Source organism: uncultured Acinetobacter sp. (genome assembly GCF_947624825.1).
In the GTDB taxonomy this organism is placed as follows: domain Bacteria; phylum Pseudomonadota; class Gammaproteobacteria; order Pseudomonadales; family Moraxellaceae; genus Acinetobacter.
This window is the reverse complement of record NZ_CANQLZ010000011.1, coordinates 1-21,197: the sequence shown is the minus strand read 5'-3', so window position 1 is coordinate 21,197 and position 21,197 is coordinate 1. Positions and strand designations below refer to the sequence as shown.

23 protein-coding genes are annotated in these 21,197 nt (G+C 40.6%); 13 read left to right on the top strand and 10 right to left on the bottom strand.

What is annotated here, in order from left to right; translation table 11 throughout:
• Positions 1 to 5: 5 nt before the first annotated feature.
• Positions 6 to 1,139: a CaiB/BaiF CoA-transferase family protein gene (locus Q0017_RS04080; protein WP_298143051.1), complete on the bottom strand. Its 1,134-nt coding sequence runs from the start codon at positions 1,137 to 1,139 to the stop codon at positions 6 to 8.
• 180 nt (positions 1,140 to 1,319) lie between these two features.
• Between Q0017_RS04080 and Q0017_RS04075 the strand changes: the two genes are divergently transcribed.
• Together Q0017_RS04075 and Q0017_RS04070 are read left to right on the top strand one after the other, a co-directional pair.
• Entirely contained in the window at positions 1,320 to 2,330 is a 1,011-nt protein-coding gene (locus Q0017_RS04075) for an AraC family transcriptional regulator (protein WP_298143048.1), read from the top strand.
• A gap of 117 nt (positions 2,331 to 2,447) precedes the next feature.
• Complete coding sequence (locus tag Q0017_RS04070) at positions 2,448 to 2,750, top strand: hypothetical protein (protein ID WP_298143045.1); 303 nt, start codon at positions 2,448 to 2,450, stop codon at positions 2,748 to 2,750.
• Positions 2,751 to 2,793: 43 nt separating this feature from the next.
• Here Q0017_RS04070 and Q0017_RS04065 read toward each other — a convergent pair whose 3' ends face one another.
• Entirely contained in the window at positions 2,794 to 3,207 is a 414-nt protein-coding gene (locus Q0017_RS04065) for a GNAT family N-acetyltransferase (RefSeq protein ID WP_298143041.1), read from the bottom strand.
• Positions 3,208 to 3,217: 10 nt separating this feature from the next.
• Positions 3,218 to 4,417 (bottom strand): SAM-dependent methyltransferase, encoded by a 1,200-nt coding sequence (locus tag Q0017_RS04060; RefSeq protein WP_298143038.1) that lies wholly within the window; start codon positions 4,415 to 4,417, stop codon positions 3,218 to 3,220.
• A gap of 101 nt (positions 4,418 to 4,518) precedes the next feature.
• On the opposite strand from Q0017_RS04060, the gene Q0017_RS04055 reads away from it, so the two are divergent.
• Both Q0017_RS04055 and Q0017_RS04050 read left to right on the top strand, forming a co-directional pair.
• Complete coding sequence (locus Q0017_RS04055) at positions 4,519 to 5,160, top strand: hemolysin III family protein (protein WP_298143035.1); 642 nt, start codon at positions 4,519 to 4,521, stop codon at positions 5,158 to 5,160.
• A 142-nt stretch (positions 5,161 to 5,302) separates the two neighbouring features.
• A complete protein-coding gene (locus Q0017_RS04050; RefSeq protein ID WP_298143031.1) occupies positions 5,303 to 6,610 on the top strand; it encodes an MFS transporter in 1,308 nt (435 codons plus the stop codon).
• Positions 6,611 to 6,903: 293 nt separating this feature from the next.
• Here the strand turns inward: Q0017_RS04050 and Q0017_RS04045 are convergent, their stop codons facing one another.
• Complete coding sequence (locus Q0017_RS04045; protein WP_298143028.1) at positions 6,904 to 7,902, bottom strand: metallophosphoesterase; 999 nt, start codon at positions 7,900 to 7,902, stop codon at positions 6,904 to 6,906.
• A gap of 147 nt (positions 7,903 to 8,049) precedes the next feature.
• On the opposite strand from Q0017_RS04045, the gene Q0017_RS04040 reads away from it, so the two are divergent.
• Positions 8,050 to 9,588 (top strand): phospholipase D family protein, encoded by a 1,539-nt coding sequence (locus Q0017_RS04040; protein ID WP_298143147.1) that lies wholly within the window; start codon positions 8,050 to 8,052, stop codon positions 9,586 to 9,588.
• On the opposite strand, the gene Q0017_RS04035 is transcribed toward Q0017_RS04040, so the two are convergent.
• Entirely contained in the window at positions 9,580 to 10,377 is a 798-nt protein-coding gene (locus Q0017_RS04035) for a 1-acyl-sn-glycerol-3-phosphate acyltransferase (protein ID WP_298143025.1), read from the bottom strand. The two genes, Q0017_RS04040 and Q0017_RS04035, sit on opposite strands and share 9 nt — an antisense overlap.
• A gap of 351 nt (positions 10,378 to 10,728) precedes the next feature.
• On the opposite strand from Q0017_RS04035, the gene hflX reads away from it, so the two are divergent.
• Genes hflX through Q0017_RS04020 form a run of 3 tightly spaced genes read left to right on the top strand, consistent with a single transcriptional unit; the run spans position 10,729 to position 13,156 of the window.
• Positions 10,729 to 12,057, top strand: coding sequence for a ribosome rescue GTPase HflX (gene hflX, locus Q0017_RS04030; protein WP_298143023.1), 1,329 nt, complete (start codon positions 10,729 to 10,731; stop codon positions 12,055 to 12,057).
• A 49-nt stretch (positions 12,058 to 12,106) separates the two neighbouring features.
• On the top strand, positions 12,107 to 12,478 hold the full coding sequence (locus Q0017_RS04025) for a hypothetical protein (protein ID WP_298143021.1): 372 nt from the start codon (positions 12,107 to 12,109) through the stop codon (positions 12,476 to 12,478).
• A gap of 9 nt (positions 12,479 to 12,487) precedes the next feature.
• On the top strand, positions 12,488 to 13,156 hold the full coding sequence (locus Q0017_RS04020) for an LrgB family protein (RefSeq protein WP_298143018.1): 669 nt from the start codon (positions 12,488 to 12,490) through the stop codon (positions 13,154 to 13,156).
• Between the two features lie 38 nt (positions 13,157 to 13,194).
• On the opposite strand, the gene Q0017_RS04015 is transcribed toward Q0017_RS04020, so the two are convergent.
• Genes Q0017_RS04015 through pdxA form a run of 3 tightly spaced genes read right to left on the bottom strand, consistent with a single transcriptional unit; the run spans position 13,195 to position 15,847 of the window.
• Entirely contained in the window at positions 13,195 to 14,043 is an 849-nt protein-coding gene (locus tag Q0017_RS04015) for a symmetrical bis(5'-nucleosyl)-tetraphosphatase (RefSeq protein ID WP_298143015.1), read from the bottom strand.
• Positions 14,044 to 14,859 (bottom strand): 16S rRNA (adenine(1518)-N(6)/adenine(1519)-N(6))-dimethyltransferase RsmA, encoded by an 816-nt coding sequence (gene rsmA / locus Q0017_RS04010; RefSeq protein WP_298143012.1) that lies wholly within the window; start codon positions 14,857 to 14,859, stop codon positions 14,044 to 14,046.
• A gap of 19 nt (positions 14,860 to 14,878) precedes the next feature.
• Entirely contained in the window at positions 14,879 to 15,847 is a 969-nt protein-coding gene (gene pdxA, locus Q0017_RS04005) for a 4-hydroxythreonine-4-phosphate dehydrogenase PdxA (protein WP_298143009.1), read from the bottom strand.
• Positions 15,848 to 16,102: 255 nt separating this feature from the next.
• Between pdxA and rplM the strand changes: the two genes are divergently transcribed.
• From rplM to Q0017_RS03980, 5 genes are all read left to right on the top strand, one after another.
• The gene (rplM, locus tag Q0017_RS04000; protein ID WP_153372433.1) at positions 16,103 to 16,531 is read left to right on the top strand and encodes a 50S ribosomal protein L13; all 429 of its coding nucleotides are present in this window, start codon (positions 16,103 to 16,105) and stop codon (positions 16,529 to 16,531) included.
• Between the two features lie 12 nt (positions 16,532 to 16,543).
• The gene (rpsI, locus tag Q0017_RS03995) at positions 16,544 to 16,930 is read left to right on the top strand and encodes a 30S ribosomal protein S9 (protein ID WP_067731057.1); all 387 of its coding nucleotides are present in this window, start codon (positions 16,544 to 16,546) and stop codon (positions 16,928 to 16,930) included.
• A gap of 255 nt (positions 16,931 to 17,185) precedes the next feature.
• Positions 17,186 to 17,833 carry a glutathione S-transferase N-terminal domain-containing protein gene (locus tag Q0017_RS03990; protein WP_298143005.1) on the top strand — a complete coding sequence of 216 codons (648 nt, stop codon included), beginning with the start codon at positions 17,186 to 17,188 and terminating at the stop codon, positions 17,831 to 17,833.
• 16 nt (positions 17,834 to 17,849) lie between these two features.
• The gene (locus tag Q0017_RS03985; protein ID WP_298143002.1) at positions 17,850 to 18,272 is read left to right on the top strand and encodes a ClpXP protease specificity-enhancing factor; all 423 of its coding nucleotides are present in this window, start codon (positions 17,850 to 17,852) and stop codon (positions 18,270 to 18,272) included.
• 15 nt (positions 18,273 to 18,287) lie between these two features.
• Positions 18,288 to 18,941 carry a hypothetical protein gene (locus Q0017_RS03980; RefSeq protein WP_298142999.1) on the top strand — a complete coding sequence of 218 codons (654 nt, stop codon included), beginning with the start codon at positions 18,288 to 18,290 and terminating at the stop codon, positions 18,939 to 18,941.
• A 35-nt stretch (positions 18,942 to 18,976) separates the two neighbouring features.
• On the opposite strand, the gene Q0017_RS03975 is transcribed toward Q0017_RS03980, so the two are convergent.
• Together Q0017_RS03975 and Q0017_RS03970 are read right to left on the bottom strand one after the other, a co-directional pair.
• Positions 18,977 to 19,285 (bottom strand): ankyrin repeat domain-containing protein, encoded by a 309-nt coding sequence (locus Q0017_RS03975; RefSeq protein WP_298142996.1) that lies wholly within the window; start codon positions 19,283 to 19,285, stop codon positions 18,977 to 18,979.
• A gap of 24 nt (positions 19,286 to 19,309) precedes the next feature.
• Entirely contained in the window at positions 19,310 to 21,091 is a 1,782-nt protein-coding gene (locus tag Q0017_RS03970; RefSeq protein WP_298142993.1) for a GGDEF domain-containing protein, read from the bottom strand.
• Between the last annotated feature and the right edge of the window lie 106 nt (positions 21,092 to 21,197).

Sequence of the window (21,197 nt, the reverse complement as noted above, 5' to 3'; positions counted from 1 at the left end):
AGGCTTTAATCAAGATGATCTGGCCACTGCCCTGCATTTAAAGCTTGACCTACAAAATCATAACGCTTTTTAGAGCGTGAAAATTGAATTGGACAACCCAATTGTGCTTGGGTTTGCTTGGCGTCTTGCACTAAAGGTACATTCACCACCCATCCTCGCTCGCGGGCTAAATCTGAATATAATGCTTCATCTAAACTCAGCACTGCTTCAACACATACATCATGCTCAGTAAAAATAGCTTGCCATTCGGCTAAGGTTTTTTGCACAATTTTTTCTTGAATCAAGGGTTTTACAACAGCTGCATCGAGTTGATCAAAGCTTTTGTTGCCTTCGGTTAAATCGGGTAAGTCTAAAATTTGGGCTAAACCACGGATAAATTTATCTTCAATGCCACCAATCGCCAAGTAACGCTGATCTTTGGTTTGATAATAATCATAAAATGAACCCCCATTTAATGCACCTGTTTCAGGTTCAACTTTGGTATTTCCTGCCAATACACTGGCAGCATTCATGGTATTTAAACTCACCACGCAATCGGTCATAGAAATATCAATATGTTGACCCAAACCACTGCTATAACGCTCAATCACGGCAGCTAAAATGCCCATCACCGCATGAAAAGAACCACCTGCCACATCAGCCATTTGAATGCCTAAGGCCGGAGGTAGATGATTTTTACGTCCTGAATGTCCCATAATTCCAGACAGCGATACATAATTAATGTCATGTCCGGCTTTATCTTGGTAAGCGCCTGTTTGCCCATAACCGGTAATAGAACAATAAATTAATTGGGGGTTAATTTGGCTCAAAGTAGCATAATCTAAGCCCAAACGCTGCATCACCCCAGGGCGAAATTGCTCAATCACAATATCGTATTCGCAAATACGTGCTTTGATCATGGCAATATTGGCCGGATCTTTTAAATCTAAACTGATGGATTGTTTATTGCGGTTTAAATAACGATGTGCCGTGGCTTGACCATCAGCAAAAGGCGGTAATACCCGCATTAAATCGGTTCGTGTTGGTGATTCTATATGCACCACTTGGGCGCCTAAATCGGCTAAATATAAACTGGCAAAAGGCCCGGGTAACAGGGTCGAAAAATCAAGCACTTTAAGTTGATGCAATAAGGTCGACATAATGTTGTTTTGCTCTTATTTTGAGTTATTTTTATGCATCATAGGCAAAAAAAGCACGCAACACAATGTCATGTTCAGCCATTTACCTTGATCATTTCGGCAATTTACCATGTAGACTATTGAGATTAAGCATCATTAGGTCAACGGTAAGTGAATACAAGAGAGACTGAAGAATTTAACATGAGTCGCGATACCATCAGTATCCACTTTGTCAATGCAGCACTTACAGGGGTCAAACGTCTTGGGATGGACGTGGACACCTTATTATCGCATGTGGGAATTGAGGCTGAATTATTACGTCAGCCTAAAGCCCGTATTTCACCCGAGCAATATACGCGTTTTGTAAAAATGCTGTGGATGGTCACCCAAGATGAACATGTCGGTTTTAGCCAAGACGTGCGTCGTTTAGGCAGCTTTGCCATTATGTGTCAATTGGTGGTACATGCCAAAACCTTAGGTGATGCACTTGAGCTTTCTAGCCAATTTTACAAACTGTTTGGTGATGAATGGTGTGTAAGCTTAGAGCGTGATAAACACGAAGCGCGTTTAGTGCCATTGGTGCCAAAAGATGCCGACCCCGATCATTACATCACTGAAAGTATGCTGATGATTTGGCACGGTTTAGCAGCATGGCTCATCGACCGACGCTTACCGCTAGAACGTGTGCATTTTAATTATCCACGTCCACAGCATGCCGATGAATACGATGCTTTGTTCTTTGCACCGGTCATGAAATTTGATGCTACGCGTACTGAGATTACCTTTGCTGCGGACTATTTGGACTTACCCATTCGTCAAGATGGCGACAGTTTAGAAGATTTCTTAAAAACGGCTCCTGCTGATTTACTGGTGAAGTTTAAAAACACCCATTCTTTAACTTCACGTATTCGTGATGTGTTAAAGAGCCAAATTGGTGAAGAAATGCCAACCCTCAACGATGTAGCATCTATGTTATATCTCTCACCACAAACGCTACGTCGTCGTTTGGCTGCTGAAGGTAAAAGCTACCAAGGGGTAAAAGATGCCTTGCGTCGTGATGCGGCTATTCATTTGTTGCTCAATCCAAAACTGACCTTAGAAGATGTAGCACAACAAGTGGGCTTTAGTGAAACCAGCACCTTTCACCGTGCCTTTAAAAAGTGGACAGGGGTAACACCAGGCTTGTATCGTCAATTACATGGTTATCATTGATTGATCTAGATCACGCCAACCCAAGCCTAGGCTTGGGTTTTTTTGCACTTTTTGCCAAATTTTATGTTATAAAGTAACATACATCTTGTTTTCTTCTCCTTGTTGGGTAGTGCCGCTATGCATGAAACTCCTCCAGAAAAAACCTTTTGGGGCTGGAAAGCTCTCATTGTTGCCTTTATTTTAAGTATCATATTTTTAGGCATTTTCTATTTAGCCATGGAAAATGACCCTGACTACATGCCAAGTCAACAACACAAACAACAGGCCCAACAGCAGCATGCCTTTAAAAATGCGCCAACCATGAAATCAGACAGCGAACAGCCTACTGAACATGCGCATACAGACACTGCTGAAGCACATGGCATGAGCGCTGAAGAACATGCCAACATGCACCCAAGTGATGGCAGTCACGAGCATTAATTCAAGCATTTAAAAGGCAAACCTTCTGGTTTGCCTTTTTTGTTTAAAAAACCAATTGCATGTGTATATGTGGAATATTGCAATCTAGATACGGCTCGCCTTTAACTTCAAACCCTAAACGCTGATAAAAAGCCACAGCATGCACTTGTGCAGATAAATGTACAGATGGCCGACCTTGCTGTTGTGCATAGTCTATAACAAAACACATTAATGCCTCACCTAAACCCTGCCCACGCGCAGCTTTCAGCACTGCAACACGCCCAATACTGTCATTGGCAAGTAAACGTGCTGTGGCAAGCGCCTGCTGTTGTTGATACACCACGAAATGAACCGCTATGGCATCTAGATCATCCCATTCATCAATTTCGGCAATGTTTTGCTCTTGAATAAACACCTGCTCACGAATACCTTTGGCAGCAGCTGCTAACTCTTGCCATGTACCGACAACAATCTTCATAAAATTTACCTTAGCATTTTTGCCCAAGATCTTGCTGATCCCATTGATCATTGAGCAGCAATTCTAGGGAATGTTTGTGAATACCATACATGGTTTTAAGCGCTTTAATTTGTGCCAAAACCTCTTGATCAGGCTGGTCAAAATCTTGACGCTTGGTGGCTAAAATCATCTTGTTTTTGCTGGTGTGTTCCAGTGCTACAAATTCAAACACTTTAGTTTCATAACCATAGGCTTTGAGCAATAAAGCACGAATGGTATCGGTGAGCATTTCGGCTTGTTGACCAGCATGAATGCCAAATTGCAACATCGGTTGTAAAACTTGAGGACTTTGCAATTGCGGACGTAATTCTTTATGGCAACACGGCGCGCACATAATCACTTTGGCACCTAAACGAATACCGCTGTGAATGGCAAAGTCAGTAGCAACATCACAAGCATGCAAAGCAATCATGACATCAAGTTTTTCAGGCGCGTAGGTACGTACATCACCTTGGAAAAAGCCCAGTTGGCTAAAACCAGATTGAGTCGCCACATTTTGGCAAAACTCGACCATTTTTGGATTCAGCTCCACCCCCGTGACCACAGGTGTTTGAAAATGCTTGGCTGTATAGTCATATAAAGCGGTGGTTAAATAGCCCTTGCCTGCGCCAAAATCCACCACATGTAAGGCTTGCGTGGTATCAATATGTTCAAGTGCCCCTGCAAAAATTTCTACAAATTTATTAATTTGTTTCCATTTACGCGCCATGCTTGGAATGACTTGTTCTTTGGCATCGGTAATGCCCAAATGCTGCAAAAACACACTGTCTTGATCTACAAAACGGTGTTTAGTACGGTCATGGCCTTGTGCTTGGGCTTTGAGCACGGGTTTGGCTTTACTTTGGGTTAAAATGGCTTTTTTCTTATTTTTCTTCAGCTGCGTTTCGCCCGCGTGGGTAAATAAATTGGCTTGCTTTACATCGTTCACCAAATCATTTAACAGCTGCTCGGCTTGATCAAGCGTATAGTTCTTGGTGACATCTTGAGTTTTGTAACGATACAAGCAACTCAAATGCGTGCCATTGTGCAGTTCAATCAAGCGCAAAGTCATTTTTTCTAAGTTTTCAGATGCACCTTGATATTGACTCAAAATAATACGCTCAAGCTGCTGTTGTGTAATGGCTTGCAGACAAGCGTGAATGAACTGCTGTTCGGGTTGGACAGACGACATGGGCAAAACCTAAAAAAATGACCCTTAAATTTTAAGGTTGTCTTACGCGAAAAGCAAAATTGAATTATTATACAATTGTACTTTTATTCATCGAGGCTGCCATGCACGCCGATCTCACTAAAAATTATGACCCAAAAGAAGAACATTTAAATGTTTGGACCCATGGCGTAGGTGCAGCTTTAGCCTTGCTTGCATGTATTTTGATGTTAATAAAAGGCGCGTATTTACCGATTGCTGCATGGTGCGCTTTATTGGTATATGGCTTGAGCATGGTTTTATTATTTTCAGCTTCGACCTTATATCATTTAGCCAAAACTCAAGAGCGCCGTTTTTGGTATAAAAAGCTTGACCACACCGCTATTTATTATTTAATTGCAGGTACTTACACCCCTTTTTTAGCCATTGCTTTACCTACCCCTAAAGCCAAAATGCTGCTTGTGGCGTTATGGGTCATTGCCTTTATTGGTACAGCGTTTAAGCTTATTTTTATTCATCGCTTTCAAAAGATATCGTTATTTGCTTATTTAATGATGGGTTGGTTGGCCGTGTTAGTGATGGATGACATGCAACGTTATTTGTCATCAGAATGCCTGACTTTATTAATTGGTGGAGGTGTAGCTTATACTGTAGGCGCATTGTTTTATGCCTTAAAACGGGTAAGATACACCCATGCGATCTGGCATGTTTTTGTATTGTTAGGGGCAGGATTACAATTCCTTGCCATCTATCTGTACGTGATTTAACCACTTCATCGGTCATTTTAGGCACCCTAAGCGAGACGATTAGAAGTGGTCCCCGTTGTTTTTTTAAAAAATTACGCCTTTTTTAAAAAGATTACGCTTTTAAAACTAAGTTAATTTATTTTTAGTAAGTGTAAGGTCCCCCATGGCGTCATCAACGACTCAACAAGAAATCGCTCCTAATTCAAAATTTCGTGTATTAACCGCAAGTTTGGTGGGTACAACGATCGAGTTTTTCGATTTTTATATTTATGCCACTGCGGCAGTGATTATTTTTCCATATTTGTTTTTTCCAGCAAGTACAGACCCAATGACCGCGACCATTCAGTCATTGGCAACCTTTGCAATTGCCTTTATTGCCCGCCCAATTGGTGCGGCCTTATTTGGTCATTTAGGTGACCGAATAGGACGAAAAGCCACTTTGGTCGCAGCCTTGCTGACCATGGGTATTTCGACTGTGTGTATTGGTTTATTACCAACCTATGCACAAATTGGTATTGCTGCGCCCTTATTACTTGCCCTTTGCCGTTTAGGTCAAGGTTTAGGTTTAGGTGGTGAATGGTCAGGTGCTGTGTTATTGGCCACCGAAAATGCACCAGAGGGCAAACGTGCTTGGTACGGCATGTTCCCACAGCTTGGCGCTCCAATTGGTTTTATTTTAGCCACGGGTTCCTTCTTAACCTTAGGCGCTTTTATGACTGAAGAAGCCTTTATGAGCTGGGGCTGGCGTATTCCGTTTATCTCAAGTGCCTTATTGGTGATTGTAGGTTTATGGATTCGTTTAAAATTACATGAAACACCTGCTTTCCAAAAAGTACTCAACAAACAAAAAGAAGTGAATGTACCCTTTGTTGAGGTCTTTAAAAAGCATACCCCAATGTTAGTTTTAGGCACCATCGCGGCAATTTGTACTTTCGTGGTGTTCTATTTAACCACAGTCTTTGCCTTGCAATGGGGAACCAAGGAACTCGGTTATTCACGTGAAGAGTTCTTACAACTACAGCTTGTAGCAACCTTGTGTTTTGCAGCATTTATTCCGCTATCGGCGATTTTAGCGGAAAAATTTGGTCGTAAAGCGACTTCAGTTGGCGTGTGTATTGTGTCAGCGATTTTTGGTATTTTCTTTGCCGACATGCTTGAATCAGGCAGCACTTTCATTGTGTTCTTGTTCTTATGTACAGGCTTGGCGATTATGGGTTTAACCTATGGTCCAATTGGTACAGTTTTATCAGAAATCTTCCCAACTTCAGTGCGTTATACAGGTTCGGCTCTTACCTTTAACATGGCGGGTATTTTTGGTGCATCTTTTGCGCCATTAATTGCAACCAAGCTTGCAACCGAGTACGGTTTACAAGCCGTAGGTTATTATCTCACAGCAGCTTCCATTTTATCTTTATTGGCATTTTTAATGATTCGTGAAACCAAACACGATGATGTTAACAACCAAGTATAAGATGCAAAAAAGCCAGCAACAATGCTGGCTTTTTTATGCCCTGATACATAACAGATCGTAGTAAAACGATCACACCTTAAAATCTGTTATATAATAAAAATACAACAAAGACTCTATTTTCACCAACAATACAAAAGGATGTTTCAAGCGCTTTTAGCTTGCAAAAATCTGATTAAAAATAACTTAAACCCATTTGAGGTACCCGCGATGACACATATTAAAAAGAAGCCCAACCGTGTTTACATTGGCATTGCCATTTTGATCTTAGTCATCATTTTAGGATTTATTTTTGGTTAGCTAATTTCAATGATATCAATGGTCGGTGGCACACCAAAACGAAAGGGTACCCCGACCATTCCGGTGCCAACTGTCACAAATACATCTGCATGCGTATGCTGATACAAACCGCGTTTGTGCCCTAAGATAGATACTTTTTTCATGACGTAATCTGTAATCCAGGGCAATTGCACTTGTCCACCATGCGTATGCCCTGAGAGCATTAAAGGACGTGTTGCCAGCTCGGGCACCATTTCTACCGTATCTGGATTATGCGACAACAAAATAAAAGGCTTATCTTGTGGCAATTCAGGCAAATTACGCATATCGGCTTTACCTGCCCACAAATCGCCTACCCCAACTAAATTAAATTCTTCAAATTCAACAATCTGACCTTCAATATCAAGTACGTTATTTACACTTAGTGCATGACTGAGTAAATCTTGAATGGGTGGTCCGGGATATTGCTCGTCGTGATTGCCTGTAACCGAGTAAATGGGCACTTGAATGTTTTGTAAAATTTTCAGCTCATCTGCTAATTTATGTTCAGGCTCGTACGTCCAATCGCCTGCCACCACCACAAAATCAGGTTGTTGCTGATTAATTTTATCAACAATAATTTTCAGTTGTCGCTCATGACCTGAAAATAAACCAATGTGCAAATCGGCAATCAAGGCAATACGTACTGGGCGCTTAAAAGGCTGCTTGGGATTAAACTGATAATGCAAGGTTTTAACCAACACCATATGCGGTTCAATAAAGCGTGCATAAATTAACAGGCTTGAGAGCAAAAACACGAAGATGGCTTGATGCTGAGAAAAAATACCGCTAAAACCAGCATAAAGGCTAAATAGCCACAACGGCCACAATAAATAAGACAGATAAAAGGCCAATAAGTGAATAAACGCTTTAATAGGATGAATGGTTTCGGTACGCGTTTGGCTCAGCCATGCTTGGGCAACTCCCCACACGGCCAACACAGCAAAAACGCCATAAAACACATTCAACACATTCATATTTAGATCACCACAAATTTTATTTATCTTTTCATAGCTCGACATTATACTCAAACGCTATTTTTTTGCTTTGATGTGTGTATGTCAGGTTTTACTCGTTTTACAGTGAGCTCACCTAAGGTGGCAAGTCTTGTGCTTTGTGGTGCAATGCTTGGGCTTAGTGCATGTTCAACGTTGCCAAAAAATACCCCGCAACCTATTGAGTACGCTTTTAACACGCCCACCGATCAAACCCATTTGGCCAAGATTGTGTTGCCTTTACGTGAAAAGTATCCGCAACTTACCGGTTATCATTTGTTGGCTGACCCTTTAGAAGCTTTGGCCGCACGTCTACACTTAATTGATACTGCAGAAAAAACCTTAGATTTACAATATTATATTTGGGATAACGACAAAGTCGGCGCGCTTGCCTTAGATGGTATTATTCGCGCAGCCGACCGTGGTGTCAAAGTCCGCTTACTCATTGACGACAATAACTCCAAAAAAATGCAAGGCATTTATTTAGCCCTTGATCAGCATGCTAATATTGATGTGCGATTATTTAATCCTTATCGTTTTCGCTACATGCGTACCTTAGACATTGTCTTAGATTTGAAACGCATTAATCGTCGCATGCATAACAAAAGCTTTATTGTAGATAACCAATTGTCTTTAATTGGTGGACGCAATATGAGCAACCAATATTACAACGTCAGCGACAATTACCAATTCTCTGATGTCGATGTCATTTTAGCCGGTGCTGCATCAGACCAAATTGTGCATTCTTTTGATGAATATTGGAACGATGAATATGCATATCCTGTGTTTAACTTAGTAGACAGCAACAAATACGATTTAGATTTTCATAATTTAAAGCAACAAGTTGCAGAACACTTTCAACTTGCTACGGTACAAAACTATTTAGACTTGGCTGCACGTGGTCGTGCCTTTGAACAGTGGCTTGAAAATGATATTCAGCTGAATTGGGTAGAGGCAAGCGTGGTCAAAGACCCACCCAATAAGGTCAAAGATTTAGCCGAAGATCACGAATATTTATACGCTCAATTGGCTGAGCAACTTGAACAACCTCAAACACAAGTCGACATTATTTCTGCTTATTTTGTACCTAAATCAGAAGGTACCCAACTGCTGAGTGATTTAGCACAAAATGATGTCAAAGTACGGGTGCTGACCAATTCGTATAAAGCCAATGATGTGGCACTGGTACATGCCTTTTATGCCAAATATCGTGAAGAATTGCTTAAAAACAAGGTGGAATTGTATGAGTTTTTATCAGCACCTGAGTTTAAAAACCTCAATGCCAATACCGATGAAATTTCCCAAAAAGCCAAGGTCAGTCTTAAAGGTTTAAGTCGCTCAAGTTTACATGCCAAAATGATGGCAATTGATGAAAAGCAAGTGTTTGTGGGTTCTTTTAACTTTGATCCACGTTCTGTGAAATATAATACCGAAATTGGCGTGATACTCAACAGCCCAGATTTAGCACGTGCTGTGCATCAGACCATGGATCAAAATCTGTCTAAATATGCTTATAAACTGGTACTGAACGCCAATGAACATATTCATTGGAAACTAAAGCGCCAAGATGGCAGCGTTCAGACCTTGGAAAAAGAGCCTAAAATTAGTTGGTGGCAAAAGGTTGGCTTAAAAGCGATTTCTTGGCTACCCATTGAAGATTTAATGTAACACACGGCGTTGCAAGTCGTTTAAGCCCTGCTGCATAGTGTCGCTGACTAAGCGAGTCAAGCTCTCAACACTATGCCCTGTGACTTCAATACTTGGCAGTGCCATTAAATGCGCGGTGACTTTGGGCATTTCAAGCACACGTTTGACATGCTCAGCAAAGCTCAAATCGCCTACATAAGGTGAGACTAAATCTAACTCACCTTGCTGATTTACATAACAAATTAAGCAAATTTGCACTGGTTTTTGCGCTTCAATCGCAGCACCCAATAAACGCCCATGTATTTTTTTAATACTTGTGCCATCTGTCGTGGTGGCTTCAGGGAAAAATAACACCGGAATATCTTGTTTTAAAAAATTGGTGATTTGCTCACGAATGCGCAATGAGTCACCCGAGCCACGTTTAATAAACAACGTACCACCGCCTTTGGCGAGTTTCCCCAATAAAGGCCATTGTTCAATTTCAGCTTTTGCCAAAAAAAATACTCGGGCAGCCGAACCCAATACCGCAATATCTAGCCAAGACACATGATTACTGACCCAAAGCGCAGGTGTACGTGGAATCTCACCATGCACACGCACTTCAATATTAAAAACTTTGCATAACTGACGGCAAAAATGCTGCACATAACGGGTATTTTGTGGATTATTAGGTTGCTTATACAGACCATGTCGATAAACCAAATAAAAACCTTCACTGACACCCAATACAGCACTGCTGACTTTTTTTGTATATAAAAATAGTTTTTCAAGCTTGGTTTTTGATTTGAGTACAACAAGATTGGTCTTCATACAACATCTACTTTGGTTCAGCTGATTTGGCATTCTATACCCATCAATCATAAAAACCGAAGATCAGGATTAAAAAAACCCATTTTCATCTTGGTTAAAAAATATCTAAACTGAATTTTTATCGTTTAATTAGATTAAAAAAACGATGGATATAACATCTGCCTATTGAGTCGAATCTCTATTATGAAGCGCCGTACCTTAGTTAAAATGTTATTTGGCGTCTCCATTTTGTACATGGGTGCAATTTTACTATTTGCCAAACTCATAAAACTGGTTTTGCTCCCTGAATAGATTGTTCTTCTTTGACACTTTCCCCTAAAATAAACTTTTAATGCTTTAAAGAAGAATTGAGTGGAAGAGTTTGCAGCTGCACAAAGTGAACGTATTATTTTAGTCAGCGTTGCTGTTCAAATGTTAGATGATCTTGACCATGATGAGTTTGCCTTATTGGCTAAATCTGCAGGCGCCGATGTGGTGGCTCATGTTGAGGTACAACGTTTACGCCCAGATGCCAAATTGTTTGTTGGCTCAGGTAAAGCTGAAGAAATTGCCGAACTGGTCCAAGAATTAGAAGCAGAGTTGGTGATTTTTGATCATGCCTTAACCCCCGCTCAAGCGCGTAACTTAGAGCGCGTGGTGCAATGCCGTGTGGTGGATCGCACCGAACTTATTTTAGATATTTTTGCGCAACGTGCGCGTACCTTTGAAGGCAAGTTACAAGTTGAATTGGCGCAGCTTGCCCATTTATCCTCACGTTTAGTAGGTGGTCGCTTAGGTTTAGATGGTCAAAAAGGTGGTATTGGCTTACGTGGTCCGGGCGAAACGCAACTTGAAACCGACCGTCGTTTACTTAAAGTGCGTATGACCCAACTCAAAGCCAAGCTAGATAAAGTCCGTCAAACGCGTATTCAAGGGCGTGCTGCTCGCCAAAAAGCCGCTATTCCAACTGTATCTTTGGTGGGTTATACCAATGCGGGTAAATCGACCTTATTTAACCGCTTGGCCCATAGCCATGTCTATGCTGCCGACCAATTGTTTGCAACACTTGATCCAACTTTACGTCGTCTTGATTGGGATGGCATTGGCACTTTAGTTTTGGCCGACACCGTAGGTTTTGTGCGTAACTTAGCCCACTCTTTAGTTGAATCGTTTAAAGCCACCTTAGAAGAGACCTTAGAAGCCAATCTAATTTTGCATGTGATTGATTCCAGCAGTCACGATCTACATGAGCAAATTGAAGCGGTTGAAAAAGTATTAAAAGAAATTGGGGTAGATACGCCAATTTTGCGTGTTTATAACAAAATTGATCAAAGTGGCGAAGATGCAAAGATCATCTATGCCAAACCGCATGAGCCAGAGCGTGTGTATGTTTCAGCGCATAGTGGTGCAGGTTTAAACCTGTTACAACAAGCGGTTCAAGAATGCCTAATGGGACAACTGCAACAGTTTGATTTGGTGCTAAAACCGGCATATGGCAAATTGCGTAATCAGTTATATGCGCTCAATGTGATTGTCAGTGAAGCATATGATGATGAAGGCAATTTACAGCTTAAAGTTGCCATGGCAGGCGCCAAACTTGAGCAATTGATCAAACAAGCGCATTTGCCCTTAGACGAAATTTTAGGACAAAGCGCACAACAATTCCAAAGACCGCTAGAAGAGTTTGAAATCAAGCCCTAAATCGGTTAAAAGATCATGCATATAGAATAAAACTTAGGCAACAGCGACAATGCAAGGATTCAAAAAGATCGACTGGCCCGCATGGATGGGCACCATTGCCCTGATTGTCAGCTTTCGTGAGGTCGCCGTATGGTTATGTAGCCAATGGGGACATCCTGAATTAGGCAACTTAACCGGATTACTCAGCTTACTGATTATTTTGGTCATTTGGCGTAAAACCAAAGGCTTACCACAGCGTTTAATTGACACTAACGGCAAAATGATGCGTGAAAGTGGTTTTGCCTTTTTACCTTTGTGTGCAGGATCTTTAATTGCCTTGGTGCATATGGGCGCTGAAATTCCGTTGTTTTTATTGGTGATGACGGTAAGTACCTTATTGCCGCTTTGGGTGTATGCCAAAATGGCCAAAAAGTGGCTTTAGGAGAATCAAATGTTCAGTATTCTTAGCGGTTTTATGCTCACTTTAATTGCTTATTTAATCGCTAAACCCATCAATAAGCGCCTACCTCAAGTGCCTTTATTAATTATTGGTATGTTTTTGGTGATTGGTTTGCTGTTGCTGTTTGGTATTCCTTATGAGCGTTATCAGCATGATATGAATCTCATTTTTAGTCATTTGTTGGGCTATGTGACGGTGGCACTTGCGATTCCCTTGGCTGCTATGCGTTATGATGATTTACCACTCAAAGCCATGCTTGGGATTTTAGTGTTTGCCAGTATCAGCGCAGTGGCTTTACCCATGGGTTTGGCTTATGCCTTACATATGGCAGAACCCACTGTACTTGCCTTTGCCACCCGTGCAGTCACCACCCCGATTGCCATTAATATTGCTGAACTTTTACAGTCACCTGTGAGTGTTGTGATTTTAATTGTGATTTTATCAGGCACCATTGGCGCTGCATTTTCGTCGATTATTTTACGTCATATTAACGATGAACGTGCCACAGGTTTGGCTTTAGGTCTAGCCGCACATGCCATTGGCACGGCGCAAGCATGGCAACGTGGTCCTGTTGCAGGACGCTACGCGGCTTTTGGTATGGCGGTCAATGCTGTATTTACAGCAATTTGGCTGCCCAGTTTTATTTTAATGCTACGTTAAAAAAAGCCTGCATGATGCAGGCTTTTTTCATTAAATGTTTAAGCACAAGGATTATCGACTGAAAAGATCTGTTGATCTTCTAAGCGATACGCCAATAGTTGATTACCCCACACGCAACCGCCATCGACATTTTGAATCTGCTTAGACACAGTCTTGCCCTGTAAGGCGGCCCAATGACCAAACAACACTTGATGGGTCTTTGCCGCTTGAGATTCAAACTCAAACCAAGGTTTAAACCCTTCAGGCATGGGCTCATCTAATGCATCTTTAAAACTAAACTCTAAACGCCCAATTTCATCAACTAAACGCATACGGGTTAAGTAATTGGTAATACAACGTAAACGTGCATTGCCTTGCAAATCCTCCGACCAAAGATCAGGGGTTTTGCCATACATCTCGGTTAAAAAATCATCCATTACAGCAAAATCATCATGCGCAATCACACTTTGTACTTCTTTGGCATAAGCTGCAGCTTGTGCCACAGTCCAATTGCTCGGAATACCCGCATGAGTGAGCACCGTATGTTCATTGGGAAACAAACATAAGGGCTGACGACGCAACCAATCAATCAGATCATCACTTTCTAAGGCGTGAATCACATCATCAATTTGATCATGGGGCTTACTCGGTTTAATCCCGCGTGCCACCGCCAACAAATTTAAATCATGATTGCCCAGCACAGTTGCTGCATGACCTTGCTCAACCAATTTTTTAATAAAACGTAATGCACCGAGTGAGTTTTCCCCACGCGCCACCAAATCACCGGCAAACCAAATAAAATCTTGATCTGCATCAAATTGAATATGTTTAAGCAAGGCTTTAAGTGCTTCAAAACAACCTTGCACATCACCTATGACATAGTTGTAACGAACGTTTTTTACTGACATTTATGCATCTACCGTTTGATCTGCAAGTGCCACAAATTGAGCCAATGTTAAAGTTTCAGGACGTGCCATTGGATCAATGCCTGTTTTTTCAAATGCATCATCTGCCAACATGCCCTTTAAGCTGTTGCGCAGGGTTTTACGACGTTGGGTAAACACATGTGATACCAAACGTGCCAAGGCTTTTTCATCTTTAGCCACAATTGGTTTTACATCATACGGTTCTAAACGAAACACCGCAGAGGTCACTTTTGGCGGTGGGTTAAATGAACCTGGTGGTACTTCAAACAAAAACGTAGGTTTACAGTAATACTGAATCATCACCGACAAACGACCATATTCTTTGGTCTTTGGCGACGCGGTAATGCGATCCACCACTTCTTTTTGCAACATAAAGTGCATGTCTTTGACTTTGTCACCAAATTCTAAGAGATGAAACAGCAATGGCGTTGAAATATTATACGGTAAATTACCCACCACACGTAGCGGACGACCCTCTTCAAACAATTGAGTAAAGTCGTATTTTAAGGCATCGGTTTCAACAATGGTTAAACGCTCAGGATAAGGCACACGACCGGGTAAACCTGCGGCTAAATCACGATCGAGCTCAATCACAGTTAAAGCATCACATTCACCAATTAAAGGCGAAGTTAAAGCTGCTAAACCTGGGCCAATTTCAACAATATTTTCACCTGTGCGCGGATTAACCGAACGCACAATTTTGGCAATTACACGTTGGTCATGTAAAAAGTTTTGACCAAAACGCTTTCGCGTGTGATGCCCTTCATCTTTTGGGTTTAAGGCATTAATTTGATACATAGAAAAATTCCAACGTGAATTAGTGACGAGCAAGATCTAAGGCTAAATCAACAGCAACATGCAAACTTGAACTTTTTGCCAATCCCGTGCCTGCAAGGGAGAGTGCTGTGCCATGATCAACAGAAGTTCGAATAAAAGGTAAGCCGAGAGTAATATTAATGGCTTCACCAAAGCCTTGTGATTTTAACACAGGTAAGCCTTGATCGTGATACATCGCTAAAACTGCGTCGGCGTCTTTTAAATTTTCAGGCGTAAATAAAGTATCGGCAGGCAAACTCAAACTCATGTTGATGCCTTGCGCTCGATAGCTTTCAAGCACCGGATTAATCACTTGAATTTCTTCCATCCCCAAATAACCATCTTCACCTGCATGTGGGTTTAAGCCACAGACTAAAATTTTTGGTGCCTCAATTTTAAATTTTGATTTTAAATCATCAATTAAAATATCAATGACTTGATGCAGGCGTTCAGGAGTAATGGCATCAGGCACAGCACGGAGCGGTAAATGCGTTGTAGCCAAGGCTACACGTAAGGTTTTGGTGGCAAGCATCATCACCACACGCGCTACATCTGCACATTCTTGGTAATATTCGGTATGTCCACTAAAAGCAATACCGGCTTCATTAATCACCGATTTTTGCACCGGTGCTGTGGCAACCCCCACACTTTGACCCGTCATGGCGTAATGAGCTGATCGACGTAATTGTTCTAATACATAAGCTGAGTTATTTGGATTTAATTGACCTAAAACCACATCTTCAGCCACTGCGATATGTTCAACATAAAGCTCACCCGCTGCACAAGATTGCGTTTGCCCTTGATACTCAATCATTTTCACATCAAGATTTAGGCTTTGCGCACGGCTTTTGAGCATATTTAGATCTGCTAACACCACAATTGGTCGTTCATCCACGCGATTGGCTAAACTTAAACAAATATCCGGTCCAATCCCCGCAGCTTCACCACTGGTGACATATAAAGGCAGCATGTTCAATCTCATTGCTTGATTTTATTGTTATTATAGAGCGCTTTTAAGCATTTGATTTTGCCCAATTGTTTAAAATTGCTGAAAAAAACGCAATTTATTTTGATTAATATTTGCACTTTTTCAAGTTTAACTATAGAATATTCCGCTTGAAATTTTAATTTTCATTGTGGTTCTAGACAAAGTCGTATAGAATCGCGTCTCCTTTAGTTTGGACAGATTCCATAGTCCAAACCAACTATAATAGGTAGTGGTTTAATGAAAACTCTCAGCGCTAAGCCAGCTGAAGTTCAACACGACTGGTACGTTGTTGATGCTTCTGGCAAAACTTTAGGTCGTCTTGCGACTGAAATCGCTCGTCGTTTACGCGGTAAGCATAAAACTTCTTATACTCCTCACGTTGACACTGGCGACTACATCGTTGTTATCAATGCTGAAGAAATTACTGTGACTGGTAAAAAAGCTCACGATAAGAAATACTATCGCCATACTGGTTTCCCTGGTGGTATTCGCGAAACTAACTTTGAAAAGTTAATCGCGCACAAACCTGAAACAGTTTTAGAAAAAGCTGTTAAAGGTATGTTACCAAAAGGTCCTCTTGGTTATGCAATGATCAAAAAAATGAAAGTGTACGCTGGTACTGAGCATCCACACGCTGCTCAACAGCCACAAGTTTTGGACATCTAAGGGATACAGCACATGGCTACTAACTATGGTACAGGTCGCCGTAAGACCGCAACTGCACGTGTTTTCCTATCAGCTGGTACTGGTAAACTCGTAATTAACAACCGTTCTTTAGAACAATACTTCGGTCGTGAGACTGCTCGTATGGTTGTTAACCAACCGCTTGAGCTTTTAGAAGCGACAAACAAATACGACCTTTACATCACTGTTGCTGGTGGTGGTATTGGTGGTCAAGCAGGCGCGATCCGTCACGGTATTACTCGTGCATTAATCGCTTCTGACGAGACTTTAAAACCTGCTCTTCGTCAAGCTGGTTTCGTTACTCGTGATGCTCGTGAAGTTGAACGTAAGAAACTTGGTTTACGTAAAGCACGTAAACGTCCTCAATTCTCTAAACGTTAATTCGTTTACCGAATCGGACAAAAAAAGCCTTGGAATTTTCCAAGGCTTTTTTTATGCCTATTGATAAGCATCATTACACCAAAATTCTCGTAATACATAATAGTTAATCATGCCAATCATTAGGATCGACAAAAAGAAGATAATATTGAACATTCCACGACTCCTTGAGTATTTTTTATTGTGCTTAGTCTGAGTAACGTGCTTTTTGGCACAGGTTTTAGTATCCTAAATTCTTCAATCTTAGCTTAGTAGTTTATGTCCTTGGAAAACCCAGCTATACAGGGAATTACCTTATACAGCCATAGTGATGACTTCCGCTGCCACTGGATTCGTTATGTTTTGGCAGAAAAACAAATTAAATATCATTTAATTATGCTCGACGCGAGTGATGAAGATGTCGCGAGCTTAAATCCTTATAATCAATTGCCTATGTTGATTGAAAATGAACTGAAATTATTTAATACCACGATTATTGCTGAATATCTAGATGATCGTTATCGTCAAACTAAACTCTATGCCGATGCACCGGGTCCGCGTGCTGAACAACGTCAATACATTTGGCGTTTTGAACAAGATTGGCTCAAGCTTGCTGATGTAATGCTGTGCCATCCGGACAGTTTAGATCAACACGCTAAAATCAAAGCGCAACAAAAATTACGTGATACGCTCATTTCATTGACGCCTTTGTTCCAACATTTTCCTTATTTTATGTCGGAAAGCTTTAGTATTTTAGATTGTATGCTAGCACCCATTTTTTTACGTTTAAAATCTATGGGAATTGAGTTACCACCTCAACATTGCCGTCCAATTCATTTATATTGCCAACGTATTTTTAGCCGACCCGCTTTTATGCAATCTTTAACTTTGCAAGAAAAGAATCGCTACAAAGAATTATTAACTTAACTTATTGAGCTTTATTATGTCTGATTTAGAACTCAACTTAACCCCTACCCGTCCGTACTTAGCGCGTGCTATTTATGAATGGATTTGCGATAACAACCTCACGCCTTATCTCTTGGTAGATGCTACAGCAGCCAATACTTCAGTGCCAACCGAACACATTCAAGATGGGCAGATTGTACTTAATATCGTGCCACACGCAGTGCATGCTTTGCATATGAGTAATGATGCGATTAGCTTCTCAGCACGCTTTGGTGGCGTATCACGCGACATCTATGTCCCTTTTGCTGCATTGTTGGGTATTTATGCGCGTGAAAATGGTCAGGGTTTATTCTTTGACCCAAGTGAATATGGCGATATTCAAACGGAACAAGATCAAGTAGAATCAGAACCACAACAAGAGCAACCTAAGAAAAAACCAAGCCTACGGATCTTGGATTAAATAAAGGAGAGTCTGATGGCTTTTGATTTAGTACAATATTTTGCTGAGCAGATTAGTATTCAAAAGCCTCAGCTTTTAGCCAATTATGACGTACACACTCGCCAACAGCATTTACATGAGTTAAATGTGCTGTGTTTAGGTAAACTCATTACCTTATGGAATGAAGACGAAAAAAAGCTTTACCATGAAATTCAAGCACAAGAACAACTGTATATTCAAGAAATTGCAAGACGTCTTACGACTTCGGTACACAATCAATCTAGCTTAACTAAAACTGAACTTGAACCGACCTTAAGTGAAATTGTTAAGCTACAACTGCAAGAACTCAAACAGTTAGAAGATACCGCGCATTTTGGCATTGAAGGCTTTCGTGAATTGCTTAAAGGGCAAATTGAGCATTTATCTGGTCAAGCCGATGATTGGGTTTGGTCAACAAATAGACTAACAAGCCTGCAAGGTTCTAAACCAATGCAACAAGAACCGCTATCATTGGACGCCACATTAAAGGAGTTTCATCACATGGTTCAACAAAACGATCACCACGACCATCACCCTGTTGCTGAAGTTGTTGCACCTGCAGTCCCGGGATGGGCAAAACTTTTAGAACCTGTTGTTGCCGTCTTAATCTTATGGATTTTATATGGCGCTGTCAGCCAAGTATTTGCTTAAAATAAAAAGCCCCATCATCTGAATGGGGCTTTTTTTTAAAGACTTTTTAAATAGGCCACAACCTCGTGATTACCTGCCATCTCAGCCAATTCTAAAGCGCTGTATGGTGCTTTATAAGCAACATCTGCCCCTTGAGCCACCAAGAGTTTGACGACGTCTAGCGCATCATTTTCAGCTGCTGCATGCAAAGCGCTATAGCCCTCTTCATCGGTGGTATTTACATCACTGTTTTTTAAAGCATTGCTTACTTGTTCTAGGTTGCCTAAAGATGCCCAATACACTAATTCAGGTAAATGCAGCTCTTCATCATCTTCAGGTACAGGGGTAAAAGTATACTCGTTCATACACTGCTCTCAATTGAGTTTTATTTATCGCACAATAGCACAATCACGCTGCTGTTTGGCTTGATACAAATGTGAATCTGCACAGTGAATTAAGGCTTTGGCATCTGCATAAACATGCTGACTGTCCATCACTACACCACCAGTACTTATCGTTACATAGCTTTTGGCATCCAAACGCTTTACATGCTGGATATTTAATTCACGTATAGCCACTAAACATCCATGAGCAAAGGTTTGGGCTTCAGATAAAGATAAATTTGGCACTAGTATTGCAAATTCTTCCCCACCATAACGTGCCAAAAATCCATCATCAGGTAATTGCTGTTGCAGCAATACCACAAGGTCTTTTAACACTTGATCACCATGTAAATGACCATAGGCATCATTATAATTCTTAAAAAAATCAACATCGAGCATGAAAAAGGCAAGGCTTGAAGAGTTATTCTGTGATGACTTAAAATATTGCTGTAGCGTTTCATCTAAAGCATAACGATTGTAAGCTCCTGTTAAATCATCAAGTTTTAATTGCTGCTTTAATTGCTCATTGAGTTGAATAACAGTATAAGTGCGCTCAACTACCTGCTGATCAAGGCTTTGATTTAAAAGAAGCAATTGTTGGTTATAACAAATGGCTTGCTGACTTTGCAGCGCATAATCGCGGCTCAAATATATCGTCACTAAAACAAAATAAATGCAGGAGGTATAAAAAGAGATTTCAATTGAATCAATCAGTTTTAAACCCAATAAATAATCATGAATAAAAGTTAAACACAGTATTGTAATTGCCAAGGTGTTGGCTTTAGAAAATGCGATCTTATATTTTATAATATGATAGATGCCGTAAAGCATGTTAAAAAATAGTAAAGCTGAAGCTGCAAAACTTTTAAAAAAGAAATCTTGAAAGATTAAAGGTGGCTGCGACAAAATCACCAAAAAATTTGCACAGATCATACAACTTAAAAATGCATAAATGCCATAACTCAATGAATGTGGTAGAGCATAACGAATATAATTTATAAAAAACAAACAACTGAGTGCCGTTAACAAATATTCTATACGCGTACCCCAAAGCCATTCAATGGAGGTAAATAAGGTATAAGCAAATGGTACAGCAAAGAAACTACGCAGACTAAAACATAAAATAAACAGAGACAAAAACAATAAAGGTAAAATAGGTTGTTGTAACTTTAAACGATAAATCGCAAAGAGTGCCATAAAGAGTGAAATCATTACCAACATACCACTCACCCAAGTGGCAGGAATAATATGATGATAGAAGTGACGTCGAATAGGTTCTTCATAACCCATCACTAAAGCATTTTGAGGACCACCGCGAATATGCTGATAACTTGAAAAATCTAATCGGATATCAAATTCAGATTTGTCTAAAGTAAAAATCAATAATCGAGGTGCCATTTGTGTACGATGCTGATCTTGCGTACCGACCTGCCCAACTTTAAGCATCATTTTATCGTTAATATATAAACGATAAGCCCCATATTGATAGGGTATAAATAAAGCTAAGGGCTGACCAACAGCAGCATTTGGAACTTGAAACTTCTGGCGAAAAATACCATGATGATTCACTTCTCCAAGCATAGTTTCAAAAGAGTTGGGTAACTCAACCGAAATAGCAGCAGCTTTGAATGCATCTAAAGTCAATTGCTTAGGATAATAGTGCCATGTGCCACTCAGCTCAACCTTGCTCCGTTCAGAAAAATCTAACAGTCGTACATCAGCTATACTTAAGTTGCTGTAAGCAAAAAATAGTATAGTGAGTAAAAAATGTAAGGTTAAACGGGCCATGTAGATTAAGCCTTTTAAATATTATGTAAGCATAAAAAAAGCCCCCCTGATCATTGATCAGGGGGGCTTTTTTAGAATAATGAGCTGGCGATGACTTACTCTCACA